This window comes from Actinomyces naeslundii, assembly GCF_001956585.1.
Classification (GTDB): Bacteria; Actinomycetota; Actinomycetes; order Actinomycetales; family Actinomycetaceae; genus Actinomyces; species Actinomyces naeslundii.
Genome location: NZ_MSRR01000003.1, coordinates 145,177 through 171,157 on the forward strand (window position 1 = coordinate 145,177; position 25,981 = coordinate 171,157).

At 67.9% G+C, this 25,981-nt stretch carries 19 protein-coding genes and 1 pseudogene; 12 read left to right on the top strand and 8 right to left on the bottom strand.

From position 1 onward, the window contains the following. Position 1: 1 nt before the first annotated feature. A complete protein-coding gene (locus BKH33_RS01645; RefSeq protein ID WP_003780369.1) occupies positions 2-598 on the bottom strand; it encodes a hypothetical protein in 597 nt (198 codons plus the stop codon). A 169-nt stretch (positions 599-767) separates the two neighbouring features. On the opposite strand from BKH33_RS01645, the gene BKH33_RS01650 reads away from it, so the two are divergent. Continuing rightward, positions 768-1,640 carry a MerR family transcriptional regulator gene (locus BKH33_RS01650; protein WP_003780374.1) on the top strand — a complete coding sequence of 291 codons (873 nt, stop codon included), beginning with the start codon at positions 768-770 and terminating at the stop codon, positions 1,638-1,640. Between the two features lie 117 nt (positions 1,641-1,757). On the opposite strand, the gene BKH33_RS01655 is transcribed toward BKH33_RS01650, so the two are convergent. After that, the gene (locus tag BKH33_RS01655) at positions 1,758-3,437 is read right to left on the bottom strand and encodes a DUF349 domain-containing protein (RefSeq protein ID WP_076070777.1); all 1,680 of its coding nucleotides are present in this window, start codon (positions 3,435-3,437) and stop codon (positions 1,758-1,760) included. 294 nt (positions 3,438-3,731) lie between these two features. Between BKH33_RS01655 and BKH33_RS14355 the strand changes: the two are divergent. From BKH33_RS14355 to BKH33_RS01690, 8 genes and pseudogenes are all read left to right on the top strand, one after another. Beyond that, positions 3,732-4,283: pseudogene (locus BKH33_RS14355) on the top strand (ATP-binding cassette domain-containing protein); the annotation flags it as partial. Positions 4,284-4,808: 525 nt separating this feature from the next. Further along, a complete protein-coding gene (locus BKH33_RS14360) occupies positions 4,809-5,345 on the top strand; it encodes an ATP-binding cassette domain-containing protein (RefSeq protein WP_412768192.1) in 537 nt (178 codons plus the stop codon). A gap of 80 nt (positions 5,346-5,425) precedes the next feature. Then, positions 5,426-6,241: an MBL fold metallo-hydrolase gene (locus BKH33_RS01665; protein WP_003779950.1), complete on the top strand. Its 816-nt coding sequence runs from the start codon at positions 5,426-5,428 to the stop codon at positions 6,239-6,241. A gap of 35 nt (positions 6,242-6,276) precedes the next feature. Beyond that, positions 6,277-7,710: a histidine--tRNA ligase gene (gene hisS / locus BKH33_RS01670; protein ID WP_003779965.1), complete on the top strand. Its 1,434-nt coding sequence runs from the start codon at positions 6,277-6,279 to the stop codon at positions 7,708-7,710. Further along, entirely contained in the window at positions 7,707-9,500 is a 1,794-nt protein-coding gene (locus BKH33_RS01675) for a dynamin family protein (protein ID WP_003779958.1), read from the top strand. The genes hisS and BKH33_RS01675 overlap by 4 nt, the downstream gene beginning before the upstream one ends. Continuing rightward, positions 9,497-11,209: a GTPase gene (locus tag BKH33_RS01680; protein ID WP_003779945.1), complete on the top strand. Its 1,713-nt coding sequence runs from the start codon at positions 9,497-9,499 to the stop codon at positions 11,207-11,209. The genes BKH33_RS01675 and BKH33_RS01680 overlap by 4 nt, the downstream gene beginning before the upstream one ends. 86 nt (positions 11,210-11,295) lie before the next feature. Next, complete coding sequence (locus BKH33_RS01685; protein ID WP_043538553.1) at positions 11,296-11,922, top strand: hypothetical protein; 627 nt, start codon at positions 11,296-11,298, stop codon at positions 11,920-11,922. A gap of 114 nt (positions 11,923-12,036) precedes the next feature. Beyond that, positions 12,037-12,771: a DUF4097 family beta strand repeat-containing protein gene (locus tag BKH33_RS01690; protein WP_003779939.1), complete on the top strand. Its 735-nt coding sequence runs from the start codon at positions 12,037-12,039 to the stop codon at positions 12,769-12,771. A 46-nt stretch (positions 12,772-12,817) separates the two neighbouring features. Here BKH33_RS01690 and BKH33_RS01695 read toward each other — a convergent pair whose 3' ends face one another. From BKH33_RS01695 to BKH33_RS01720, 6 genes are all read right to left on the bottom strand, one after another. Beyond that, positions 12,818-13,675 carry a CPBP family glutamic-type intramembrane protease gene (locus tag BKH33_RS01695; protein WP_003779925.1) on the bottom strand — a complete coding sequence of 286 codons (858 nt, stop codon included), beginning with the start codon at positions 13,673-13,675 and terminating at the stop codon, positions 12,818-12,820. Between the two features lie 59 nt (positions 13,676-13,734). Then, positions 13,735-14,313 (bottom strand): PadR family transcriptional regulator, encoded by a 579-nt coding sequence (locus BKH33_RS01700; RefSeq protein ID WP_003779960.1) that lies wholly within the window; start codon positions 14,311-14,313, stop codon positions 13,735-13,737. Positions 14,314-14,436: 123 nt separating this feature from the next. After that, on the bottom strand, positions 14,437-17,019 hold the full coding sequence (locus BKH33_RS01705) for a DEAD/DEAH box helicase (RefSeq protein ID WP_003779931.1): 2,583 nt from the start codon (positions 17,017-17,019) through the stop codon (positions 14,437-14,439). A 306-nt stretch (positions 17,020-17,325) separates the two neighbouring features. After that, positions 17,326-18,207 (bottom strand): ABC transporter ATP-binding protein, encoded by an 882-nt coding sequence (locus BKH33_RS01710; RefSeq protein WP_003779956.1) that lies wholly within the window; start codon positions 18,205-18,207, stop codon positions 17,326-17,328. Between the two features lie 4 nt (positions 18,208-18,211). Then, positions 18,212-19,279, bottom strand: coding sequence for an ABC transporter permease (locus tag BKH33_RS01715; RefSeq protein WP_003779923.1), 1,068 nt, complete (start codon positions 19,277-19,279; stop codon positions 18,212-18,214). A 6-nt stretch (positions 19,280-19,285) separates the two neighbouring features. Then, a complete protein-coding gene (locus BKH33_RS01720) occupies positions 19,286-20,437 on the bottom strand; it encodes an ABC transporter substrate-binding protein (RefSeq protein WP_075412753.1) in 1,152 nt (383 codons plus the stop codon). 552 nt (positions 20,438-20,989) lie between these two features. On the opposite strand from BKH33_RS01720, the gene BKH33_RS01725 reads away from it, so the two are divergent. The 3 genes from BKH33_RS01725 (at position 20,990) to BKH33_RS01740 (ending at position 25,907) form a co-directional block, all read left to right on the top strand. Next, the gene (locus BKH33_RS01725) at positions 20,990-22,375 is read left to right on the top strand and encodes an enterochelin esterase domain-containing protein (protein WP_309314181.1); all 1,386 of its coding nucleotides are present in this window, start codon (positions 20,990-20,992) and stop codon (positions 22,373-22,375) included. Between the two features lie 440 nt (positions 22,376-22,815). After that, on the top strand, positions 22,816-25,047 hold the full coding sequence (locus BKH33_RS14420; protein ID WP_268869531.1) for a hypothetical protein: 2,232 nt from the start codon (positions 22,816-22,818) through the stop codon (positions 25,045-25,047). Positions 25,048-25,214: 167 nt separating this feature from the next. Beyond that, positions 25,215-25,907 (top strand): DNA-directed RNA polymerase II, encoded by a 693-nt coding sequence (locus BKH33_RS01740; RefSeq protein WP_232621434.1) that lies wholly within the window; start codon positions 25,215-25,217, stop codon positions 25,905-25,907. Positions 25,908-25,981 lie beyond the last annotated feature (74 nt).

The window sequence follows — 25,981 nt, forward strand, 5'->3', positions numbered from 1 at the left end:
CCTATGACGCCTTCGGTATGACCGCCTCGATGATGCGCTGCGCCCGGGGACAGCCTCGGCTGGCCGCTCCCCGGCAGTGGTTGAGTGTGAGCAGCAGCTGGACTCGGCTGACGTCGTGGTCACGGGCGGTCATGATGGCCTGGACGGCATCCACCGGTGGTCCCAGGCGGGCGATGTCGACGGCGGCCCGAGCGATGGTGGCGCAGGTGACGCCGTCGATCACGGTGGTGTCGCAGCGGGGCAGCCTCCCTCGCCTGGTCACCAGGTAGGACAGCCGACTTCGACGTCCTCCGGGCAGACAGACCTCCAAGATGCCGGGCGGCGGCCCGCCGACATGCACCCACAGGGCGGTGCTCGCCAGAAGCACGCCCTGACAGGGCATGGCGGTGGCGACGGCCCGCATGCGTCCCTCGACCGAGTGCAGAAGATCGGCCGGTTGCAGACTGCCCAGGACACTGACCAGCAGCCGGGAATCGAGCCCGTCGCACCGCAGCACCTGCATGTCCTGAGGAGGCAGAGCGCTCATCACGGGGGAGAGGGGCCGGGCGGACAGATGGGCCACGGCGGCATGACCCGGTACCGGAACGAAATGAGCCATACGCCATCCTGAGACTCTCCTCGCTCTGAGCGCCACAGGGAACCGGCTGCCTGTGGATAACCTCGTTGTGAGCGCGAGGACTTGACCCTCCCGTTGCGTGAGGTACCAATGTGGACGACACGTACCAGGACACTCACCAGACAGGACAAAGGCTGACAAAGGAGACACGGTGACGGATTCCGAGCAGGAGCACGACGGAGCCGGGAGGCGTGGCACGGCTGTTGATACTGCGGTCAACGCAGCAGCGGGTGACGCGGACATCGCCATGACGGTCGGTGAGGTCTCAACGCTCCTGGGCGTCAGTGTCAGGGCGCTGCACCACTGGGACGAGACCGGTCTGGTGCATCCATCCCGACGCAGTGCCGCCGGCTACCGGCTCTACTGCGAGGCAGACATCATGCGCATCCAGCAGGTCCTCGTCTACCGGCAGACCGGCATGAACCTGGCCGATATCAAGATGGTCCTCGATGAGCCGGAGACAGATGCCATGACGCACCTGCGCCGTCAGCGTGAGCTGGTGCAAGGACAGGTCTCCCACCTGCAGCAGATGCTCAACTCGATCGACATGGTGATGGAGATCCATCAGTCTGGAGCGAGGATCTCCGTGGCTGAGATGGCGGAGATCTGGGGGACCGACTGGGACCCCGTCTATATCGAGGATGCCCACGCCCAGTGGGGTGACACTGAGGACTGGGCCGAGTCCTACCGGCGCAAGGCCCAGATGTCTCGCGCCGACTGGGAACGGGCGCACGAGGAGACTGTCGCTCTGGAGACCGCGCTGGCCGAGGCGATGCGCAGCGGCGTCAAGCCGGGCAGCCCCGAGGCCAATGCCCTGGCGCGGTGGCACCGCAAGGACTTCAACCGGTGGTTCGAGGTCTCCACCTCCAAGCAGGTGCTCATCGCCCGCGGCTACGTTGCGGACGAGCGCTACGCCCGGTACTACGACAAGCGCGCGCCAGGGCTGGCGGCCTGGCTCAAGGACGTCATCGACGCCAGCGCCAGGTCTGAGGGAGTGGACCCCGCGACCGCCACCTGGGAGTAGCAGATCTCCCGACGAGGGACGCCAGGACGAGACACGAGGCGGGGCCGACACCGGTGGGTGGTGTCGGCCCCGCCTCAGGCGCTCCTGAGTCTCAGAGATGAGCGGAACGTGCTCGGGTCACGCCTTGGCCGAGCGCAGCACCTGCTCGAGCCAGGCACGGCGAGCCGTCAGCGCGGCCTCGGCCTCAGCGATCTTCTTGGCGTCGCCGGCGGCCTGTGCCGCAGCCAGATCCTTCTCCAGGCCGGCGATCGCGTCCTGGAGCTGACCGGCCAGGCCCTCGGCGCGGGCCTTGGTCTCCGGGTCGGTGCGGCGCCACTCGGCGTTCTCCGCCTCGCGGATGGCGTCCTCGACGGCACGCATGCGGCCCTCGATGCGACGTACGGCTCCGCGGGGGACCCGTCCGGCCTCCTCCCAGGCGTCCTGAATGGGGCGCAGGGCCTTCTTGGCGGCCTTGACGTCCTTGATGGGCAGGAGAGCCTCGGCCTTGGCCACGAGCGCCTCCTTGACCTTGAGGTTCTCGGCGAACTCGGCGTCGACAGCCTCGTCCTTGGCGCGGCGGGCGTCGTAGAAGACCTGCTGGGCGGCCCGGAAGCGCGCCCACAGGGCGTCGTCCTCCTTGCGGGAGGCGCGTCCGGCCTTCTTCCACTCGGCCAGAAGGTCGCGGTACTTCGCGGAGGTACCGGCCCAGTCGGTGGAGTTCTGCATCTCCTCGGCGCGCTTGATGAGCGCCTCCTTGGCGGCCCGCACCTGCGCCTGCTTGGCGTCCAGCTCGCTGAAGAACTGGCGACGGTGGCGGTCGAAGGTGGTGCGTGCGTGGGAGAAGCGCTTCCACAGCCCGTCCTCGGTGGGGCGGTCCAGGCGCGGACCACGCCGCTGTGCCGCCTTCCAGGACTCGAGCAGCTCGCGCAGCTCGGCGCCGGAGTTCTTCCACTGCGTACGGGCAGGGTCCTGCTCGGCGATGGCCTCGGCACGCTCAACGATCGCCGTGCGCTCCTTGAGCGCCTGCTCCTTGGCTGCCGTGCGCTCGGCGGCCACGGCCTCGCGGCGCTCGGCGGCCACGGTCTTCAGAGCGGCGAAGCGGGCACGCAGCCCCTCCAGGTCTCCGACGGCGGCCGGCTCCGTCAGGGACTCGGAGATCGAGGACAGGGTCGAGTCGATCTCACGGACGCTGAGCTGGGGCAGGCGGGTGGCGAACAGGTCGATGGTCGCCTTGAGGTCCAGGTACCGGCGCACGTAGAAGGCCATCGCCTCGGCGATCGGAGCATCGGGGAACTGGCCGACCTCGCGCTCGGCACCACCGTCCTGAACATAGACCCGGCCCTCGCCGTCCACGCGCCCCCACTTGGCGGCGTCCATCGCCTCCTGCGGGTCGACGGCCGGCTCGGCAGGCGCCGTGGGAGCCGCAGCCGGGGCGGGAACCTCGGCGGGCGTCGGTGTGGCGTCCTCCTGGGTGGCCTCAGCGGTCTCGGGCCGCTGAGCGTCCTCAGCAGGCTGCTCGGTCGGCGCGGGATCCTCAGAAGCCGGAGAGACCGACTCGTCAGAGACGGCCTGCGCGGGCTCCTCGGTGGGCCGGTCGGAAGGCTCGCTGGGCTCGGACTCCTTCGGGGCGGCGACGTCGGCCGTGGCGTCGGCCGCTACGTCGGTGACGGGGGAGGAGACGGTGTCAGGCGCCGGCTCCGTCGGGGTGGGCGCTGCCGACTCGTCAAGGCCGGTCGGCTGGTCGGCCTGCTCAGCCTTGGGCTGGTCGTCAGGCCGGTTGTCGGGCTGGTTCCGCTCAGTCACGGGATGCTCCTTCATGGGTTGACGGGGAGGGAGCAGCATGACTGCTCCGTTCCGTTCGCGCCCGGCCTTCAGACCGGGTGGTGGTGACGTGCCGTCGGAGGACGGCAGTGCCGAGAGTCTACGTTCCTGCGGGCGGCAACCACCATCCCCGGCCCCAATGATTTCAGTTGATTCGTTGACCGCCGATGTCCCTCACGAGCGGGCCGGTGTCGGTTCCCCAGGCCTCGTCGACGGCTGGCGCTGTTAGCATGTGACCATGCTCGCGTGACTCGCCCCTGCGCCCCCACCGCCTCATGTCAAGGACGAGTCATGCCTGCGATCAGTTTCTCCCATGTCAGCTTCTCCTACACCTCCGCCCCCTTGCTGGAGAGCATCAACTTGACGGTCTCCGACGACGAACGCGTCTGCGTCGTCGGCCCCAACGGATCGGGGAAGTCCACGCTCCTGCGCCTGGCCACCGGTGAGTTGTCCCCTGACCACGGGGCTGTCAGCATTCCCGAGCATCATGGCCCGCCGGCGACCGACTCGGCGGAGTCGACTGCAACGTCGATCGAGGGCTACCTCGACGCCGTCTGCGCTGAGACCCTGGACACGCTTGATCGTTTCGAGCGCATGGGCGAGGCCATTGCCCAGGCCGGAGCTGAAGCCGGCTCCCTCGCTGAGGACTACGACTCGTTACTGACCCGGCTTGAGTCGCTCGACGCCTGGAACCTGCCGGCTCGACGGGCTGAGGCGCTCGCCGGGCTGGGACTGGGGCGCGTGGATACAGGCCGCCTTGTCTCCTCGCTGTCGCCGGGGCAACGGGGGAGGCTGGAGATCGCCGCTCTGCTTCTTTCAGCCGGTCAAGCGCTGGTGCTCGACGAGCCCACCAACCACCTGGATGCCGGTAGCAGTAGCTACCTGAGCGAGATAATGGCGTCATGGCCCGGACCGGTCCTGTTCTCCTCTCACGATCGTGCCTTCATCGACGAGGTGGCCACCGCCGTCGTCGACCTCGACACAGCGCCGTGGCAGGCACTCGCCACCGCCTCCGGGGACAGCGGCCCCATGGGTGCCTACCGGTGCACGGGGCGATACAGCGACTACCTCGTGGAGAAGGCGCACGCCAGGTCGTCCCACCACAGTCTTCACCAGCGTCAGCAGGAGCAGCGGCGCAAGCTCGCGCGTCACCGTCGCGACTCCGAGATCGTTGGGCACAGCGGGGCAGCGCCCCGGACCGAGGCCCGCATAGCCCGGAAGTTCTACGCCGACCGCGCCCAGCGCGTCTCCACCCGGCGCCAGACTCAGGACGACCGCCGGCTGGAGGCGCTCGCCAGTACCGAGGTGCGCAGGCCCCGCTCCTACGACCTGCAGCTGCGTCTGACTGAACCGGCGCCGCGAACAGGGATGGCGGTCTCGGCCCGGTCAGCCGCCGTACCCGGGCGCCTTGCACCGGTCACGGTCGACGTCATGGCAGGCGAGCACCTGCTGGTCACCGGCGCCAATGGGAGCGGCAAGTCCACGCTTCTGACCTGGATGGGTAGGCGGTCAGCACCCACGGAGGACTCCGTCGGCAGCCTCACGGTATCCGGTTCGGTGCTCCGGATACCCCAGCACCTGCCGAATCTCGGCGACCCTGGGGTGGATGAGAACGTGTGGACCAAGGGGATCGGGGACCGTGGCCGGGGAGCTCTGCACCCGCGCCTGTGGAACCGTCCCATCAGCGAGCTCTCCGACGGCAACCAGCGCCGCGTTCAGCTGGCCCTGGCCGCTGCTGCTGGGCCTGAGGTGCTTGTCGTCGACGAGCCCACGAACTACCTGGACCTGGACGCCCTCGAGATGCTCGAGGCCGCTCTGAGGACATGGACGGGCACGCTCATCGTCGCCAGCCACGACCGCTGGCTCATTGAGCACTGGTGGGGGCGGCGGCTTCACCTTCGGTGAGGCAGCCGGGTCCTGTGGACCTGAGCAGCTCTTTTACCCGTATTGACACTGTTCCCAGGCGGCCCAAGTAGGCTGGGGGCATGATCTTGGAGCGCACCATCGCACCTGTGTTCGCAGCCAACTGCTACGTCCTGGCCTCCGGCCCGGGCGAGCCCGCACTCGTCGTCGACCCCGGAGCCGGCGCCGCCGGCGGCGCCCTGGCCCTGCTTCGCTCCCATCGGCTCACCCTGGGCGCCATCCTGCTCACCCACGGACACGCCGACCACGTATGGGACACCCAGGCCCTCATCGAGGCGGCGCATGCCGAGGGCATGCTCGCCAGCGACGACGCCGTCGACGTGCCGGTCTACATCCCCGAGCGCGACCGGTACCGGCTCGAGGAGCCTGACATCACCACCGGCATCAGCTCGAACGGCATGACCTTCACCGACATGGCCGGCACCCCTTGGAGGCAGCCCGCCGATATCCGTCTCTTCCCCGGAGACGGCTTCTCCCGCGCCGTCGAGATGGTTCCCGGCATCGCTCTGCGCGCGATCCCCGCTCCGGGTCACTCGGAGGGCTCCACCCTGTTCTTCTTCGAGGCCCGGTTGGCGGACAACGCCCTGCTCTACGAGGCCGAGGTCATTGAGGACGACCCCTCCACCGCCGACGAGGAGCACACCTACCTCATGGCCCTTGACGGTGACGTCATCTTCAAGGGGTCCGTCGGGCGCACCGACCTGCCCGGTGGGGACCAGGTGCAGATGCTCGGTACCCTGCGGTTCCTGGCCAGCGCCATCGACCCGGCCACCGTCCTGCTGCCCGGGCACGGTGCGGTGACCACCATGGAGCATGAGCACCACGGCAACCCCTACCTCGCTGAGGCCAAGATCCGTGGAGGAGACCTCAAGGCCTGACGACGGTGCACCAGGGTGCTGCTCGTCATGACACAATGCCGACCATGACACAGGTACGACAAGCGCTCTCCTCACTGTCCGGCTTTCCCGAGTGGCTCCCGGCGGGCCGCATCGTCGAGCAGCACTTCGTCGACATCCTGCGTCGTACCTTCGAGCTCCATGGCTTCAGCGGTATCGAGACCCGCGCCGTCGAGCCGCTGAGCGAGCTGACGAGGAAGGGCGAGACCTCGAAGGAGGTCTATCTCCTCAACCGTCTGCAGGCGGACCCCGCCGAGCCCGACGCCGAGGCGGACCCCCGTAAGCAGCTGGGCCTCCACTTCGACCTCACTGTCCCCTTCGCCCGTTACGTCGTTGACAACGCCGGGCTGCTCACCTTCCCGTTCAAGCGCTACCAGATCCAGAAGGTCTGGCGCGGCGAGCGTCCTCAGGAGGGGCGCTTCCGCGAGTTCATCCAGGCCGATATCGACATCGTTGGTGACGGCACCCTGCCGTTCTACCACGACGTCGAGGTCCCCCTCATCATGCATGAGGCGCTCAGCTCCCTTCCGGTGCCCGCGGTCACCATCCACGTCTCCAACCGCAAGGTGGCCCAGGGCTTCTACCAGTCCATCGGCATTGACTCGGGCCGGCTCATCGAGGTCCTGCGCGTCGTCGACAAGCTCGACAAGATCGGCCCGGAGAAGGTTGCCGCCGAGCTCACCCAGAGTGTCGGCGTGAGTGCGCAGCAGGCGGCGCAGGCCCTCAGACTGGCCACTATCACCGGAACCGACGGCCAGGACGTCTCCGGGCAGGTCCTGCGTGCCCTGGCCGGGGCCGAGCCCACCGAGCTGCTCGAGGAGGGGCTGTCCGAGCTGACCGCCCTGCTCGAGGCCGCCGGCCGGCGCCGCCCCGGCGCCGTCATCGCCGACCTCAAGATCGCCCGCGGGCTGGACTACTACACCGGCACCGTCTACGAGTCCTTCATGTCCGGCCACGAGGACCTCGGCTCGGTGTGCTCCGGCGGCCGCTACGACTCCCTGGCCACCAACGGCAAACGCACCTTCCCGGGGGTGGGCATCTCCATCGGTCTGTCACGGCTCCTGGCCCGTGTCATCGGCGAGGGGCTTGTGGAGGTCAGCCGTCCTGTGCCCACGGTGGTCCTCGTGGCAGTCACCGATGAGGCGCACCGCTCCGCCTCCGACGCGATCGCCGACGCACTGCGAGCCCGCGGCATCAGCGCCGACGTCGCCCCCAGCGCCGCCAAGTTCGGCAAGCAGATCAAGGCTGCCGACAAGCGCTCCATCCCCTTCGTGTGGTTCCCCGGCGCCGAGGGAGCACCGGACTCGGTCAAGGACATCCGTTCCGGTGAGCAGGTTGAGGCCGATGCCGCCACCTGGCAGCCGCCCAGCGACGACGACGTCCCGCAGATCATGGTCGCTCGTGCCGCAGCCGGCACTGGTGCCGACGTTGAGGCTGACTCGGCCTCATGACCAAGAGCCGGGGCGAGCCCAGCAGCAGCCAGAAGGTCCAGGAGGCGACCAGGGCCCTATCCGCGCTGCGAGACAGTCTGACCGCCTTGTCCATGCCCTACGTCCTGCAGGGAACGGCAGCCGCCTCGGACAAGGCCACGCTCATCCGCGACCAGCTCGGCGACTACATCCTGCCGCGCCTGGCCAGCCTGGACGCGCCTTTGCTGGCTGTCGTCGGAGGCTCCACCGGAGCGGGCAAGTCGACCCTCGTCTCCTCACTCGTACGCCGACACGTGGCCAGGGCCTCTGCGATCCGCCCCACCACACGCCGCCCCCTGCTGCTGCACGCGCCGACAGACGCGGCCTGGTTCGACAACGACCGGGTCCTGGGCTCACTGTCGCGCCTGCGCGTGGACCCGGACGCTCCGGCGAGTCCGCCCACCGACCACACGCCCAGAGAGCTCGAGCTACGCGCCTGCGAGGGCCTGCCCGAGGGGCTGGCGATCGTGGACGCCCCCGACGTCGACTCGGTGGTCGAGGACAACCGTGACCTGGCAGCCACCCTGCTGGCCGGTGCGGACCTGTGGATCTTCGTCACCACGGCGGCGCGCTACGCCGACGCCGTCCCCTGGGAGCACCTGCGGGCCGCGGCGCAGCGGCACATCACGGTGGCCGTCGTCCTGGACCGGGTACCGGAGGGTGCGCAGAGCGAGGTGGAGGCCGACCTGCGGCGACGGCTCGTGGCTGCCGGCCTGGGAGAGGCTCCCGTCTTCACCATTCCTGAGACAGCTCTTGACGACGACGGATTCCTGCCCGAGTCCTGCGTCTCGCCGGTGCGCCAGTGGCTGGGTGCGCTGGCCTCGGACGCGGCTGCGCGGCAGGACATCGCTCACCGCAGCCTCATCGGTGCCATCGGGTCCGTTACAGCCCAGAGCGAGCTGCTCGCCGTCGAGCTCGACTCCCAGGAGGCGGAGCACGCCGAGCTGCGCCGCGCAGCCACCTCCGAGCACGATGACGCCCTGGAGCGTGTCATCGAGGCCACTGAGGACGGCTCCATGCTGCACGGGGAGGTGCTGGCCCGCTGGCAGGAGTTCGTGGGAACCGGTGATCTGTTCCGGTCGCTGGAGGTCCAGGTGGGGCGGGTCCGTGACCGCGTCACCTCGCTTCTGCGGGGACGTCCGGCGCCGGCCAAGCGCGTTGAGCAGGCGATCGGTTCGTCCCTGGTCGAGCTCCTGGTCGCCGAGTCCCAACGGGCCTGCCTGGCCACGGAGCGTTCCTGGCGGCGTGCCGGCACCTCCCAGCAGGCTCTCAACCGTGCTCTGGCGGAGGTACCGACCCAGGCCGGACTCGGGGTCATCGCCGCGGCCCTCGTCCACGACTGGCAGCGAGAGGTGCTCCGACTCATCCGAGCAGAGGGAGCCGACAAACGGCTCACCGCCAGGCTGCTGTCACTCGGGGTCAACGGTGCCGGCGTCGTCCTGATGATCCTCGTCTTCGCCCACACCGGCGGACTGACCGGGGGAGAGGTGGGGATCGCGGGAGGTACCGCCATCCTGGCCCAGCGGGTCCTGGAGGCCGTCTTCGGTGACCAGGCGATGCGTGGCATGACCAAGCGGGCCCGGGAGGACCTCACCAAGCGCGCCACCGCGCTGTTCGCCAACCAGGCGAAGTGCTTCACCGAGGCCCTTCCGGTTCCGGCGCCCAGCGCAGACGCGCTGCGTGAGCAGCTGCAGACCTGTCAGAAGGCGGCGACCTCGCTGCGCACCGCACCCGCTCGAGACCGACGGCCGGCCGGGAGGCGGGTGCGGTGAGCGCTGACCATACGGGCCACACAGACCACGCCGAGGCCGGCGGCCTCGTGCCTGTTCTCGAGGACCTGGCGCGGGCCGTCGACCTGGGGGCTCAGCTCGGTCTGGACGATGAGCTCACCCAGGCCCGAGACGTCCTCGAGCAGGCCTCTCACCGTCGACGTCTGGCGCTGCAGACCACGGTGGTCGCTCTCCTCGGGGCCACCGGGTCGGGCAAGTCCAGTCTGACGAACGCTCTCGCCGGCGCCGAGGTGTCCCGTACTGCCCGCACCCGCCCGACCACGACCCAGCCCCTCGCCGTCGTCCCGGACACCACGGTGGAGGCCACCGCGCTGCTGGACTGGCTCGACATCAGCCAACGGGTGCGTGTCGACGGAGCCTGGGGACTGGGTGAGGACACGGTGCTGGTCGACCTGCCCGATATCGACTCCGAGGAGCTCGCGCACCGGGCCATTGCCGAGCGCATGGCGGGAAAGGTCGATGTCCTGGTATGGGTCCTCGATCCCGAGAAGTACGCCGACGGCGTCGTTCATCGCGACTTCCTCACTCCCATGGCGGCTCACGCCGAGGTCATGACGGTCGCCCTGAACCAGGTGGATCGGCTCGACGCCGAGGGGCGCGACGCCGTGCTCACGGACCTGCGGCGAATCCTGGATCGGGAGGGGCTGGGGAACGTTTCGGTCGTCCCCGTCAGTGCCCGTACCGGAGAGGGAATCGAGACCCTGGCTCGCACCGTGGCCGCGGTAGCCGCCGATCGTCTGGCCAGTGCCCGCAACCTCATTGCCCACGCCCGTCGCGCCGCCAAGGAGCTGGGGGAGCGGACAGGGCTCATCGCCCCGGCTCTGCCAGGCGCCGTTGGTACGCGTCCGGCTGACGCTCAGGCGCAGCACGTGCAGCAGCCCCTGGCAGAACTCAGACTGGCGGCGGCCGGCGTCGCCGGGATCGACGTCGTCGCGCGGGCCGTCGAAGGATCCGACCGGCACCGGGCCCACACCCGGGTCGGCTGGTTCTGGACGCGGTGGATCGAGCGTCTGCGACGTGACCCGCTGAGAGCGCTTCACCTCGGGGGAGAGCGTCCGACCTCTTCTCGGCCTGATGCCGCCGAGCAGCCCGACGACGGTCGTGAAGGCGCCGTCATCGACCTCAGCTCCCTGCCTCCCGCCGGTCCGGCGGCAACGGGTAACCTGCGCAGCACCGCTCACCTCTACGCCTTGGCAGTCAGCGCGGAGCTACCGGAGGACCTGGCGACGCAGGCCGTCTTCCGCAGCGACGAACGCGCCGACAACCTCGCAGCCCCCCTGGACCGGGCGGTGTCCGCGGTGGACTATGGGGCGTGGCGCCGACCGGCCTGGTGGACGATCGCCAATGTGCTGCAGTGGGTGACGGCGCTGACCGCACTGCTCGGCGGACTGTGGCTGGTGGCGATCCATGTCCTGGAGGAGTACCTCCTGCTGATCGCGGTTGACGTCCCCCGCTGGGGGAGAGTCCCCTGGCCCACCGTCCTGCTGCTCGGTGGACTGCTGATCGGGCTGGTCCTGGCCGGCCTGGGAACATTCGTGGCCCGGCTCCAGGCCAGACGTCACAGCAAGCAGGTCTCCCGCCTCCTGCGCCGAGCGACCGACGAGGTCATCGATACCGAGCTCATCGATCCACTCAGGACCGAGACACACCGATGGGCGGAGCTCGCGCGAGTTCTGGGGCGAATCACCTGAAATGACACCACCTACCCTTACTATCTGGTGTCATTGAGGTGTCATGATCTCTAGACAAGGCTGATTTATGGTGTCATAATGGTGTCATGCACATGGATGCCTACACCGAGACACTGCGCCGCACCCTCGTGGAGACCTCGTGCCTGGGGGACGAACGGACCCAGGAAGTGGCCCACTCCCTGACAGTTGCACTCGATCCGGCTCTGCGCCTCGTTGCCCTGCAGGTGCTCACGGACACCGCCGATGAGCTCAACAGCGAGCTCGATGGAGTGCATGTCGCCGTTGTGATGGACGGATCGACTCCCCATCTCCTGGTCACCCAGGCTGATCGGTCTGATGAGCAGGATCAGGGCAACGTGGCGGGTTCCGAGTGCCATACCGATACTCCGGCGCGTGCAGTGCCCGAGGTGCCGGAGGGACCGGAGGTCCGCACGACGCTGCGCCTGCCCGAGTCACTCAAGCAGCAGATCGATGCCGCAGCCCGGGCCCGGGGGTGCTCGGTCAACGCCTGGCTGGTGGAAGCGGCTCGCAGCGCACTGTCAGAACAGACGTCCGCGTCGGGCTCCCGGCGCTCGGCGGGTGCCGGGAGCGACGGGGCAGGGTCTGCTCGCGCTGCGAGTGGTCCCGACGGTGGCGGAAGCCCCTCCGGCCGGCCCGCCAAACCGGCACAGCGCCGGTCCTCGGGCGCGACGCTCACCGGGTGGTTCGGCTGACCTCCTACCACCGCATCGTCGTGCCACCGATCTGCCCCTAGCCCAATCACTTGCCCGCTGCCTGCCCACATCGTGGCGGCTTGCGCAGACACCTGGAACCTGAGGAGACCACCCATGCCGATCTGGACCTTTGACCTTCCCGATGACATTCAGCCGATTCTCGCCCTGGACTTGTCCACTCTGAGCGTGGTGACCGCGCCAGGGGCGGGGCGCACAGTCACCGTCGAGGCGGATGAGATCCTGGAACCCCTCCTGGACGTCACTGCCGACGGTGCCAAGGTGAGCATCCGTCAGATCGCTCTTGTAGGACGAGAGCGATTCGCGGGCATCTGGCCATGGGGCTCGCAGACATCTCGGGTTCGGGTCACGGTGCCGGACGGCACGCGACTGGATGCCCGTCTCGATGCCGGATCGATCAGTGCCGAGCACTCCTGGGAGCAGGTGCAGATACGGACCTCGGCGGGATCGATACGCCTGGGCGACTGCATGAGTGCGCAGGTGCACGCCGACGCCGGCTCCATCGTCATCGGTGCCCTGCATGACGGGAGCGTGCGGGCCCAAGCCGGTTCGGTGCGCATTTACTCCACCACCGGCACGGTGTCGGCCCACACGGAGGCCGGCTCGGTCAAGGTCGTCGAGGCGTATGAAGGATCCTTGGATCTGTCTAGTGAGATGGGAACCGTGTCGGTGGGAGTGCCTGAGGGAACTGCGGTCCTGGCCGACTGCCATTCCGACTTCGGTCGAGTGACAACCGACCTGCCCCGCCAGGACCACCCCGACGCCCTCGAGCGACGCCTCGAGCTGCGGGCCCGCGCCCAGATGGGGACTGTGCGGGTGCGTCGAGCCTGAGAGCACGGACACCGAGCCGGGCCCCGCCCGGCCGCGGACAAGCGGGTCACCGGGACCGACCTCGGAGTCGGCCGGTGCGCCGGGCCCACAGCCCCAGGCCCGCCGCCAGGACGATGGCGTTGGGAATAATGCCCACCATCGGGGAGACCAGCAGTCCCCAGCCCGGTTTGATCGGCAGGCCGCCCAGGGTGAGGGGCGTATGGCTGAGGTTCGCGATCGAGTGCGCGATGAGGCCCGGCCAGATACTGCCACTGAGGATCCGAAGCTCGGTGAACAAGGGGACCCAGCAGATCGTGACGGGAACTGCAATGAGGGCGAAGATGATCGGGGGGACGTCGTAGACCGAGCGGATGAGCGACTCGTCCAGGAACCACAGGTAGTAGGGCAGGTGCCACGCACCCCACACGACTCCGACGACGAGCCAGACTGCAGGGTCGGGCAGCCGCCGACGCAGGAGCCCGGGAGTGAGGTAGCCGCGCCAAGCGCCCTCCTCCGCGATGTTTTTGAGCACGGTCGGCAGGACGTTCACGGCGACGGCGCTCCCGAAGGCCCCCAGCCCGCCGGGGCTGAGCACCCCCGCCGCCCAACCGACGGCGATGGCGACGACGAAGGACAGCGGGAAGACGCCGATCGCCACCCCGTAGGCCCGCAGCCTGCCCGGCAGCCACGAAACGGCGTAGGAGCGGCGCAGCGACGGGTCGCTCAGAGCCAGGACCGCACCGACCAGCAGCGGCGTCATGATCCATACGAGAGACCCCTGTCCCTTCATGGAGTGGGCGGTGCCCAGGGCGTCGTCGACGAGGAGCCCGATCCAGCCAGAGCCGAGGACGACGACACTGAAAACGACGAGACGGGTCAAGGGGCTTACGGCGGGTGCACCGCCGGAGGGAGATGCTTCATCCATACTCATACCATGCAATACGAGTATTGGACTATGCAAGTATGTGATGTTGATGCGTCTCCTCAGTGGCTGTCCTCATCATTGGTTTCGGTTCCCTCGGTGGCTCTTGACCGTGTAGTGCCGGCGTCCGCGGCGATGGTGCGCCGGGTCTGGGCGACCCACTCCAGCTGGGTCTTTGTGCCGTCGATCCCATAACGAAGCACTGCCGCCTTCATTGCGGTGTCGAGATCCACCACGTCGATGTCGATCGCCTCCAGTTCCTCCAGCTCCCGGCGGATCCTCTCCTCGGCCTTGGACAGGAACGCATCGACTCTCTCGTGACCCAGTCGAGCCGCGAAGAAGAGCCGCGCCAGCAGGGGGTCCTTCGTCGTAATGGGTTCGAGCGGGCTCATCAGCCAGGCATCGAGCTCGGCGCGACCCGACTCCGTCAGACTGTGCACCCGACGATCCGGCCGGCCGCTCTGAGGGATGACCTGCGTCGAAATGGCGCCATCGGCCTCAAGGCGGTCGAGGGTGCGATAGATCTGGGACTGGTCGGCGTACCAGAAGTAGACGACCGAGCTGTTGAAGGCTCGGCTGAGGTCATAGCCGCTCTGTGGTTGATGGGACAGCAGCCCGAGGATGGCGTGTCTGAGTCTCATGCGCTCACAGTATGCGAAGAAGATCCCGCAGCACCCATCGCCTCACGTGACCGGCTGCGATGACGGGTGGGGCAGCAACACGCGTTGCTGCCCCACCCATCGTGTCAGTGAGCCGCCGGGGACTCAGCGGTCGCCGCGTCCTCCACGGAAGCCGCCCCGGTTGCCGCCGAAGCGGTTCTGGTTGCGCTCACCATAGCCACGGCCGTTTCCACGGTCACTGCCGCGGTCACCCCGATAGCCGTCGCGGCCGTAGCCGCGGCCGCCCCGGTCCTCGCGGCCCCGGAAGCCGTCCCGGTCACCTCGGCGCTCCTCCCACCGGCGGTCCCCGCGGTCGTAACCGCCTCTGCCGCCGCGCCCGTCACGGTCCTTCCAGCCACGGTCACCGTCATCACGGCGCGGCCGGAAGCCGCGCTCGGAACGGTCTCTGCGCTCCCCGCGCTCACCCCGGTCGTCCCAGTCGCGCCGCTTGGGACGACGCTCTCCACTGTTGGGGCCGGACCAGCCGTGGCCCGGTCCCTCATCGGGGCGGATCCGCAGCTCGCGGCCGGCAAAGGTGGCCCGTCCCATGACGCTCAGCTGCTCAGGACTGAGGTCGGCGTAGATCGTGACCAGGGAGAAGGACTGAAGGATATCGATCTTGCCGATGTCGGAGCCCTCGATACCGCCCTCGTTGGCCAGGGCACCGACGATCGCGCCCGGAAGGACCCGGTCTCGGTGGCCCACCTCGATGCGGTAGACGGTCCCGGGGCCCTCGTGCTCGCGGCGTCCGGAACGCGTGGCCGAGCGGCGTCCCTCGCCACGGTCTCCCCGCTCACCGTGACGGTTCTTCTCGCGCCCACCCTCGAAGGAGGCCGACAGGAAGGTCCCCTCGGAGTCGAGGTTCTCCTCCCGGCGTGCTCGCTGGGGGCGCTCACCGCCACGGTCCTCTCTCCTGCGCGGTCCCTCGTCACCCACGGCGAGCGCCAGCAGCGTGGCCGCCAGCTCCTCGACGTCGATGTCCAGATCCCGGGCAGAGTCACTGACCAGTGGCAGGTACATGTCCAGGCGGCCGCGCTCGTGGCGGGTGGCGGCCTTGGACAGGAGCTTCCGGGCACGGTGCTCGGAGACGTCGGCGGGGGAGGGCAGGGTGATCTCCTCCAGCCGGCTGCCGGTGAGGCGCTCGATCTGACGGAGCTTGCCCTTCTCCTTGGGGGTCAGGAAGGTAACGGCCTCGCCGTGGCGACCGGCGCGCCCCGTACGGCCGATGCGGTGAACGTAGGCCTCGGCCTCACGTGGCACATCGAAGTTGACGACCAGACCGATCCGGTCCACGTCCAGTCCCCGGGCGGCGACATCCGTGGCCACCAGCACGTCGAGGGTGCCGGCGCGCAGACGCTCCACCAGACGCTCGCGCTCGCGCTGAGGCACGTCACCGGAGATTGCGGCGGCCTGGATACCCCGGCCCGCCAGCTCGATGGCGACGTCCTCGGCCGTGGACTTGGTGCGCACGAAGACGATGGCGGCCTCGGCGTCGGTGACGGCAAGGACCCGGGAGACGGCGCCGATCTTGTGGCGGAAGGGAACCACCGCATAGGTCTGGTGGACGGTGGCGACGGTGGAGGCCGGCCTGGAGACCTCGACTTGAACGGGCTCGTGAAGGTGCTGGCGCGCCACGGCCTGGATGGCCGGAGGCATCGTGGCCGAGAACAGGGCGGTGCGCCGCTCGGTGGGAAGGGACTCCGCAATCGTCTCAACGTCCTCGGCGAAGCCCATGCGCAGCATCTCGTCGGCCTCGTCCAGGACGAAGTAGCGCACGTCGTCGAGCTGGAGCGCGCCCTTGTCAATGAGGTCGATGACGCGTCCGGGGGTGCCGACGACGACCTGGGCACCGCCCTTGAGCGCGCCGATCTGGGGACCGTAGGGGGCACCGCCGTAGACGGCCACCACGTCCAGCCCGCGGGAGCGGGAGGCCATGTCGGTGATGGCCTCGGCGCTCTGGAGGGCGAGCTCGCGGGTCGGGGCCAGAACGAGGGCCTGGACCACACCGTCACGGGAGTCGACGGCGTCGAGGAGCGGGAGCCCGAAGGCCGCGGTCTTCCCGGTTCCGGTCTGAGCGACGCCGACGACGTCGCGGCCGGCCAGCAGGACCGGGATCGCCTCCTTCTGGATGGCGGTGGGCGTCACGAAGCCCATGTCGGTGACGGCCTTGAGCAGGTCCCTGGGAAGACCCAGGTCGGCGAAGGTGATCTCTTCGTCCTCGTGATCCGCCTTCATCCCGCCCTTGTCCCTGTTGCGCGGGGACTTGGGGCGCTCGTCGTCCTGCTGGTGGTCGTTGGAATCGGCGTCGGAGTCGATGAAGGGGGTGTGGCCGTCGACCTCGTCCTCATCGATGTCGACGCCGTCATCCTCGTCGGAGTCGTCGGCCTCGTCCTCCGGGTCGGCCTCGGGGCGGTCCCGGTCGACGTCGTCGGCCTCGTCCTCGTGATCGACGTCCTCGGGGTCCTCGGGGGAGTCGGAGGAGGCGGGAGTGGCGAAGTCCTCGGGTGAGGGGGCGGAGTCATCAGAGTGGTGCGGTGCGGCGACGGTTTCATCGTCACGGTTGGCGTCGGCGGGTCTGCCGCCGGAGAGCTCGGCGGAGAAGAGCGCGTCGAGGCTCAGGGGGCCGTTGCTGTCGCTGCTCTGAGCGCCATCGGAGGAGCCGGGCGCAGTGCTGGAGGAGGTAGTCATGAAGTTTTCCCATATCTGTCCCCTTGAAGTGGTTGGGGACCGCGGCGGAGTGTGGGGGAGGACCTTTTGTCCTCCGCTCTTTGCCGTACCTGGCCCACCACACTCGCCCGCACCCGGACGTACCGGATGACTCATGGGCTAACACGCACAGACTCACGGGATGCTCTTGCCGCACACCAGGTGCGGCAGGACCCGAACGGGGTCAACAGGGCACGGATCGCTCCTGCGGCCCAGGCTACGGGAGAAGCGGCGTCGTTCCGCGCCTCCACGAGCCGGATCACAGGTGAGGTCCGTCTCGTGCCTCGCTCAGCGCCCGAGCAGACTGAGGATCCGACGACGCAGCTCACGGAACTCGTCGGTCGACTCGTCGTGCTCGGGCACGTCGATGTCGGCCACGATGCGCGCGGGTCGCTCGGACAGGACGATCACCCGGCCGGCCAGGCGCAGTGCCTCGTCGACGTCGTGGGTGACCAGGATCGCAGTGAAGCGCTGGGACTCCCATAGCTTGATGATCTCGTCCTGGAGCTGGAGGCGGGTCAGTGCGTCGAGCTTGCCCAGAGGCTCGTCCAGGAGGAAGAGCCGGGGCCGGTTGACCAGGGCCCGGGCCAGCGAGGCGCGCTGGGCCATGCCGCCCGAGAGCGTCGTGGGGTAGGCCTCGGCGAAGTCCCGTAGTCCCACGATCTGCAGGGCAGCCTCCACCCGGCGCTGGTCGCGTTCCAGGCGGTCTCTCGCCTCGGGGCCCAGGGCGACGTTGTCCCGCACCGTTCTCCAGGGCAGGAGCGTGGCGTCCTGGAAGGCCAGTGCCCGCAGTGGTGAGGGACCGGTGACCCGCGTGGAGTCGACCTCGACGTCACCCTCGACCGGCTGCTCGAGGCCGGCCAACAGACGCAGGATCGTTGACTTGCCGCAGCCCGAGGGGCCTACCAGTGCGACGAACTCGCCGGGGGCGACCGTCAGGTCGATGTCGTCGAGAACGGGGAGCTGGTCCGGCTTGGTCGCCTCGACCTCGTGGCGCGCCCTGGCTGAGGGGGATATGCGTCGGAGCAGAAAGTGGAGCCAGCCATGGTCCAGGTCGCGGGACACGGGGTAGCGGTGGGTGACGCCCCTAAGGTCGACCTTCGCGCCTCGGGAGGCGGATGGATCTGGAGCCTGGAGCGTGCTTTCGACTGTTGTGGAATCGGCAGACACCGGTTCACCACCTCACAAGGTTCTGCTGCCATGCCAGCAGCGAGGAGCGGATCTTGAACAGCAGGACCATGAGGGTGCGGCAGAAGGCCACCAGAATGATGAGGGCCACGTACATCCTGGGGTAGTCAGCCCAGCCCTTGACCCAGTTGATGTACCACGCCAGTCCCTTGTCGACACCGGTGAGCTCGGCGGTCATGAGGGCGGCGAGCGAGGTGCCCAGGCCCGTGAACAGGCCGGTGAGCATGTCGGGCAGGGCCGAGGGCACGGCCACCCGCCGGATGAGGAAGAGCTCGTCGGCTCCCAGCGTGCGGGCCATGTCGATGTAGTCGCGGCGCACGGAGCGCACGCCCGCACGGGTCATGGTCGCCATGGGGAACCAGGCGCCGAAGCCCACGATGAAGGCCGCCGAGGCGTACGTCGTCGGGAGCAGAAGCAGGGCCAGTGGAAGGAGAGAGGCCGCAGGAACCGGACCGATGGTCTGCAGGAGCGGATGGAGCCAGTAGTCGGCGCGCCTCGACCAACCCATGAGCAGTCCCGTGAAGAACCCCAGCACCGATCCCGCTGTGTACCCGATGACGAAGAGCAGGGCGGAGGCCCCCAGGCAGCTGAGCAGCAGCCTCCAGTCACCGGCGAAGGACGCGATCAGTACCTCTGGGGCGGCGAAGTACGGGGGCGCGAGCAGCCCCAGCTTGGAGGTCGTCAGCTGCCAGACGATGAACCAGGCGCCGGCAGCGTTGATCCAGGGCAGGTAGTGCGCCAGCGCGCTCGCCGCCGCCGAGGCCGGACGTCTCCAGGCGCAGAAGGTCCACGCGGTGAGCACCACCAGCCAGGTGCCGGCGAGAACAGTCAGCGGAGTGGTCGGTGCCCGGCGGAGAAGGCCCGCGTCCGGAAGCAGGACGACAATGACCGGGTAGACCAGCCACAAAGACAGTGCGGTCGTTGTCCACAACGATGTCGAGGAGAACCGACGACGTGCTGGTGCCTCGGGCCTGGTTGCCGAGGAGCTCGGTTCTGGACGCTTCTGGTCACCGCGCTCGGTTGGTGTGGCTGTGGGTCTGGTATTGGTGAGCACTGGCCATCAGTCCTTGATGCCGAGATCGGCGACGACCGCGTTCGTCAGGCTCTGTGCGGAGACGTCGGAGGTGATGAAGCCGGTTGTCTTGAACTTCTCGATGCCAGGCTCGATCGCAGCGCGGAACCTGGATGCCGAGGCCTTGAACCCATAGGTCTTGAGCACTCGGACGACGACGTCCTGGTCCGCAGCCACGTAGTCGTTGTCGACCTCGATCTTGGCGATCTCATCGATATGGTCCGGCACGTAGGCCGAACCCTTCAACCAGGCCTCAGTGAGAGCCTTGGCCTCCTTGGGCTGCTTCTTGACGAAGTCGCCGTTGAGAGCCACCGAGCAGCAGAACTCCTCAGCGTCGTTGTTGGCCAGCTCTCGGGCCGTGCCGTTGAAGACGGGAAGCAGCGGCGCGGGGTCGGAACCCATGATGGCGTCCACCTGCCCGTCGGCCAGAGCGGTTCCCAGGGAGTCCGCATCGACCGTGCGCCAGGTGATGTCGCCGCCGTCGGGGTCGACGTTGATACCGGCCTCGGACAGCCCGATTGCGAAGTAGGCGAAGGCCGATGACGACAGTGACGGAACACCGATGGTGGTGCCCTTGAGATCTGCCAGGCGATGGTACTGGGAGTCCTTGCCCACCACCAGACGTAGGCAGCCGGCGTGAAGTCCTGCCGTGAGCCTGGCATTGAGCCCGTTGTAGATCGGCTCCAGCCAGGAGAAGAAGATGCCGGGGGCGCCGATGTACTTGCCTGCGCCCACTCCGTCCTTGGTGTCCTCGGTCTGCTGGGTACGCGCAAGGGTCACCTTCAGACCCGCGTCGTCGAAGAATCCCTTGTGGTACGCGGCGTAGAGCGGAGCGGCGCAGATGTCTCCGCCGATCACCAGGGGGAGCGCCTCGTGGGCCCCGATCACTCCCTGATTGGTGCGCCGGATCGTCAGGTATGCGCCGGCACCGAGCGCGGTGGCGGCCGCCAGGCCACCGACCGTCAGCAGCGTGCGCCGCGAGGGTCTGCTGCGGCGAGGTGCCTCAGCATCTGGGCCATCCGCGTCGTCGTCCGCAGCAAGTATCTCCGCTGCGTTCTCGGCGGTGACCTCGTCCTTCTTAAGAAGGGACGAATCTGATGAGGATGAGGCGGAAGAAGGGGAGGGGACGGTCTTGGACATGGTGTCTCCTAGGAAAAGGAATGGGACGGGAGAGAACCGAACAGGTTGGCTAGGAATACGGCTCAGGTGTGCAGACGCGTGATCGCAACAGCAATTTCCTGTGGCGTTAGTCGACGAGGACGACGAGAGCCTGTGAACGGCATCGGGATCGTCGTGGCTCAGCGGCTCATGAGACACCGGCGCAGTGGCGGTTCTACGGCATCGCGCAGCCGGAAAGCGGGAGCTCAGCCCGACGTTGCCTCGGGCGTTCCACAGCGGTCGATCTTTACCAAGGCATCATTCGGCTTCAGGCGCCAGAGGTGCACCGGGGTGAATCAGTAAGGCCGACAGCAACAGCACATTCGCGCGCCACACATGACCGCGAGCGCTTGAGCGCCGGAGGCGGTAGTGGTCCTCAGAGCGATGTGCATCATGGGCGACACCCTACGCCATGTCGCCCGGAAGAATGCAAGCTCATTTTCCCGTACGGTCCGTCGCTGGTGAGCCGTGACCGGTCGCTGTTACAGGCACTGCAGCCGATAGGGGCCGTGCGACGTCGGATAGGGTCGTGGTGTGAGCGGTATCCGTCCTGACGATGTTCTGGTGCGCGAGACCCGGTGGCGAGAGCTGACGTCGACCCCCGTGGCGCCGGGGGGCGGTCTTCTTCCTGCAGCGCCGGCATGGTGGCCGCGGAAGCCCGACGATGATGCCCTCGCGGCCGCGGCGGCTCGTGGCACCCCGGTGCTGGGGGAGACTCGCCTTGTTGATGGCGTCACGATGCGCGAGGCGACCTTCCTGTGGTGCGACGATCGACGGCATGGTGAGAGTCCCAGTGTGCTCATCCACCTCAACACGCTGACGGACAATCACCGCACGCACATTGTCCCGGCTCTGGCCAACCGGGTCCCGGGAACCGGGTGGTGGGCGCTTCATGTCCTGCTGCCGGATGACGCCCTTGTGGGCTATCGGATCGTGGTGACGCGTGATCGGTTGCCCGACGACGTCGGGGCGCGACGGGAGTGCTGGAAACGCGTTCACGCCGAAGGACGCCCCGATGCCCTCTGCCCCGATCGACTGCATGACGGCTTCGGCTTCGTCTCCTCCCTGTGGGAGGGGCCGGGAGCTGTCACCCACCCGGAGTGGTCGGTGGCGTCGGCCGAAGGCGTGATGGCTGCGCCCAGCATTGACCCCAGCGGCGGAGGGTACGGATACAGCGTTGAGGTCGGCGGCGGGGCCCTCGACGGCTTCGATGCTCCTGGCGACTCCGCGCGACGCATCACCCTCTGGCAGCAGGACTGCTGCGGCGGCTCGGACGGAGGCCGGCGGGAGCGGGGACAGGATCAGGGGCGGGGACTGCTGGTTCTTCTCGACGGCGAGATCTGGCGCCGCAACGACGTCGTCCGCAGGCTTGGCGCCAGAGCGGCTTCCTGGGACCTGCTGCTCATCGACTCCGGGAGTCTAACCATGCGTGCGCGCGACCTGGCAGATCCTCATCGCAGCAGGGAGCTGGTGATCCGGTGCCTTGAGGCGGTGCGAAGCCTTCGGCCACCGTGCGACCCGCAGCGGGTGGTGGTGGCCGGTCAGTCCCTGGGGGGTGTGGCCGCTGCGGATCTCGTCCTGCACCGCCCGGATGCCGCTGCTCGTGCCATCTGCCAGTCGGGCTCCTTCTGGCTGGGGTCAGGCCGCAGGGGCGAAGGGGAGGGAGAGCTCCTGGCCTGGTTGCGCCGTCGAGGTGAGCAGAAGCCGTCTGAGCCGGTGCCGGCCCGCCTGGTGGTTCAGTGCGGCGTGCACGAGGGTGTGTTGCGCACGGGCGGGCGCCTGGCCGCTCAGCTGCTCGCGGCCCAGGGGGCTCTGCTGGAGTACCGCGAGGAGCGCGGTGGCCATGACTACGCCTGGTGGCGTCACGGGCTGTCCTGGGGGCTCGACGTTCACGAGCAGGATCTTCCTTATTGCCCGTGACGCGTGCACATAAAAACGAGATGGAAATGAAACCTGGGCAACGGTGTGATCACGCGACCCGATTTATCGTTACCAATGCACGAGTTTTCTCAGTGATTTCGGAACTCGATGGTCTCATCCTGACCGGTTGTCGGGTTACTGCTGTGTATACTTAACCAGGAATCGACGTCGCAAACGATGAGTTCGGAAGATAGAGGATTCTTAGAGGGGAGCAGTCTGTCTATTATCGTTTGCGAAAGGCAGTCGTATCCGTTGAACGGTGCGTTCCTTTCCTCGTCATCCAACGTCCCCAACTGCGGACCGTACGAGTAAGTCCACCTGTACCCGCCCATGAACGAGACCACTTGATGCACTACGCTCAGCGGCTGCTTGCTGCCCTCCCCTCCACCAGGCTCGGTGCGCGCGCGATTCTTGCTGTTCTGACAGCCTGCGGTGCTCTAATGAGCACTGCAGGGGTTGCGGCCATGCCCCTCCTTGCTGAGAGCGGGGTCGTCAGCGATGCTGGCGCGACGAGCGACTGTCACCCCGCCGCCTCTGTGAAGTACCCCGAGGGGCAGTCCAAGCCGGAGTACGTGGTCCCGGTCTACGAGACCGGTTTCGGAGCAGGCATCGACGCTGTGCTGACTGGCTGGTGCCAGGATGATGGCCAGCTCCTATCGAACCCGAGCATCACCGTAAACGTGATCGAGGGTGATACGGTCTCCAGATACCCTATCCCCGGCTACAACGTCGAGCTCGCCTCGGACATCGGGAGTGGTGAGCAAACTGCCTTCATGTTCACCGATGAATTCATCAAACGAATGCGACAGGTCACGGGCGACGACACCTGGGACGTCGGTAAGCGGGTCTACAGCCTCACCTTCACCAGCGGAACGGTGAGCGCCACGACGGGCATGTTCTCCTTCGTCAAGCAGGACCCCGACATCGTCAATCCTCCTTCTCCAGACCCCACGACCGAGCCCAGTGCCGAGCCCTCGGCGGAGCCGACTGCTGAGCCCACGGTCGAGCCGACCCCGCAGCCGACGGCTGAGCCAACTTCCGAGCCGGAGCCGACGACGGAACCCACCAACGACCCCACCGCAGCACCCACGACAGTACCGAGCACTGCGCCCACAACTGGGCCGACTGCGGCGCCGACCACCAAGCCGACTGCAGAACCGGCTCCAGAGCCGACGCAGACGCCCACCCCGACGCCCTCAGCCACGCCGTCGTCGGAGCCGACGGCAACGGCCACGCCCACCCATTCAGCCACACCGGCCCCCACACCGACTTCCTCGGCAAGCCCGACGAACACAACCTGCCAAGTAGCGCCGACCGCGTCTGTTCTCACTCCAGATGGCGCTGATCCCAAGGGGACTGAACCTGTCTACGATCCTGAGGTGGCCGTCAGGATCTCGGGCACGGGCTGGTGCTCACAGGGAACCATGCTCGACGGTGAGAAGTCGGTCGAGATCAAGATGATGGCCCACGGTGGATACGCGGTGCCGGGAACCGTCTCGGTACCCGTCACCTTCCACAACGGTTCCTTCAGTGCTCAGCTCAACCTGTCGGCGCTCTACACTGCGGGGAAGGCCGAAAAGGGACGCTACTACCTTCAGATCTCACCTATCGAAACCGGGCTGACGGCCGGCACCAATGTCTTCGTCCTCAATAAGTCGGTGACTCCGCAGCCGGCGCCGACCCCGACAGCTGGTCCCACAGCCGAGCCCTCGTCGTCTCCGGCGCCCGAGCCGTCACCCGCTCCTTCCGGCGAGCCGACGTCGGACCCGTCCGCTGCTCCGTCCATCGAGCCCTCAGCCGCTCCCTCGCCGTCGACTCCTCCCGCCCGGCCAACCAACCCGAAACCGGATTCTGAGTCGGCGACAGACACATCAGGCGGGAACGTCCCCAGTAACCAGGGAAGTGGCTCCGGCGGTCAGTCCGACACCGATAACAGCTCTGATGGATCGGATAGAAGCGACTCCTCCGACAGATCGGATGCGGATGCCCCGCCGGCCGATGTTCCGGCAGAGCCCGGCGCCGACCAGGGACGGGCTCAGGACAGTGATCATCGCAGCAACAGCGACACCTCAGCGAATGAGGACTCCAGGGCTTCGACGCAGGCAGACGCCGGCACGGCCGCCTCAGAGGACCGCACGGTTCGTCCCACCGCAAACCCGGTCGCTCCGGTATCCAGCTCCGCCCAGCTGAGTGCTGACAACGCCGGATCCTTGTCGGGCTCGCGTCAGGGCAACGTCGTCAACCTCGTGCTGCCCAAGGCCAAGGTCTCGGCAGGGGAGTGGGTGTCGGTGTTCGTCTTCCCGGGAGCAACCACGAAGGGCTGGGTGCAGGTCGATGACGCCAACAGCGTCTCCATCGACATCTCGACATTCGAGTCCGGATCCTATGAGCTGGCGGTGGCCGACCGCGACAACAGCCTCCTGGGGTGGGCGAAGCTGGAGATCACGTCGGCATCCTTCGACCCCCGGAGTCCGGCTCAGGCTCAGCTCCTGACGTTCCCGGAGGACGACTCCTCCACCTCGATGGGGCTCAGCACCAATGACATGCTCCTGGGAGGTGCCGGAGGACTGCTCGTCATCGGCGCCGGCAGCCTGCTGGTCGCCGCTCATTCGGGAATGCCGCTTCGCGTGCCGCACGCTTCTCGCCGACCGCGGATTCCGCGAAGGCGCTGACGGCGCTTCAGGAGATCGTCAATGACATCGCAAAGAGCCATGACATGCTGCCGCTCGAAGGAGGTGACAGATAGATGACCCGGATGAGTCGGTGCACCCGGAGTGAACGGCGCGTGTCAGCACACCGACATCGGATCGGCTCTCAGTATCCGGCAGGCGCTCCACGCGTGCTCGTCATCGTCTGCGCACTCCTGCTCGCCTCCCTGGCGGCTGTGATCTCCACTGTTCCCACCGCCAACGCCGACACACCGGCCGACCCCTCCACCACGGGAACCGCCTCGACCGTCAGCCCGTCGACGGTCGCCGTCGGGGGGACGATCATGTTCACGCTCTCGGGGTTCCCCGGAGGCGTGACGGTTCAGGTTCTCATTGATGACGGCTTGCTGGCCGCCTCGCGGCCCTCCGAGTCCGAGGTGGTCACGACCATCACGACGAAGCAGGACGGCACCGCATCCGGTTCCTTCGAGCTGCCCGAGTACGTCGAGCAGGGAAACCACTGGCTACGATTCCGGGTCTCCGGGGCTCCGGGAGTGACCGCCCAAGAGGGCAACGCGGCGGACTACACCAACAAGAGCCCGTACTTCACCGTCTCAGGTGTCACGGTCATCGGCGGAGCCGCCCCGCCCACCGTCCCGCCGGCGCCAACGCCTCCTCCCCACCAGGTCGCCCCAACGGGCGGATCGAAAGGCACTGGTGCCTCGGGCATTCAGGCGGCCGGCCCAGGGGCGGAACCGGACGGCTTCCCGATCATCGGCACCTCAATCCTCGCCCTCAGCGTGATTCTCGTGGTGCTGTCGGTGCTCGTCGCGGTCAACCGTCGGCGGATGGCCGCCTACCAGCGTCGTCGGGCTGCGGCCTGACACCGAGCTTACGGCCGGGCGCGCACCTGTACCTCAGATACTCAGTTGCGCCCGGTTGTATTCGGATTGTGGCG

Excerpts from the sequence above, each read along its gene's own strand:
- BKH33_RS01645 (WP_003780369.1), bottom strand. The coding sequence starts at position 598 with ATGGCTCATTTCGTTCCGGTACCGGGTCATGCCGCCGTGGCCCATCTG.
- BKH33_RS01655 (WP_076070777.1), bottom strand. The coding sequence starts at position 3,437 with ATGAAGGAGCATCCCGTGACTGAGCGGAACCAGCCCGACAACCGGCCT.
- BKH33_RS14360 (WP_412768192.1), top strand. The coding sequence starts at position 4,809 with ATGGCGGTCTCGGCCCGGTCAGCCGCCGTACCCGGGCGCCTTGCACCG.
- BKH33_RS01665 (WP_003779950.1), top strand. The coding sequence starts at position 5,426 with ATGATCTTGGAGCGCACCATCGCACCTGTGTTCGCAGCCAACTGCTAC.
- hisS (WP_003779965.1), top strand. The coding sequence starts at position 6,277 with ATGCCGACCATGACACAGGTACGACAAGCGCTCTCCTCACTGTCCGGC.
- BKH33_RS01675 (WP_003779958.1), top strand. The coding sequence starts at position 7,707 with ATGACCAAGAGCCGGGGCGAGCCCAGCAGCAGCCAGAAGGTCCAGGAG.
- BKH33_RS01685 (WP_043538553.1), top strand. The coding sequence starts at position 11,296 with ATGCACATGGATGCCTACACCGAGACACTGCGCCGCACCCTCGTGGAG.
- BKH33_RS01690 (WP_003779939.1), top strand. The coding sequence starts at position 12,037 with ATGCCGATCTGGACCTTTGACCTTCCCGATGACATTCAGCCGATTCTC.
- BKH33_RS01695 (WP_003779925.1), bottom strand. The coding sequence starts at position 13,675 with ATGGATGAAGCATCTCCCTCCGGCGGTGCACCCGCCGTAAGCCCCTTG.
- BKH33_RS01700 (WP_003779960.1), bottom strand. The coding sequence starts at position 14,313 with ATGAGACTCAGACACGCCATCCTCGGGCTGCTGTCCCATCAACCACAG.
- BKH33_RS01705 (WP_003779931.1), bottom strand. The coding sequence starts at position 17,019 with ATGACTACCTCCTCCAGCACTGCGCCCGGCTCCTCCGATGGCGCTCAG.
- BKH33_RS01720 (WP_075412753.1), bottom strand. The coding sequence starts at position 20,437 with ATGTCCAAGACCGTCCCCTCCCCTTCTTCCGCCTCATCCTCATCAGAT.
- BKH33_RS14420 (WP_268869531.1), top strand. The coding sequence starts at position 22,816 with ATGAGCACTGCAGGGGTTGCGGCCATGCCCCTCCTTGCTGAGAGCGGG.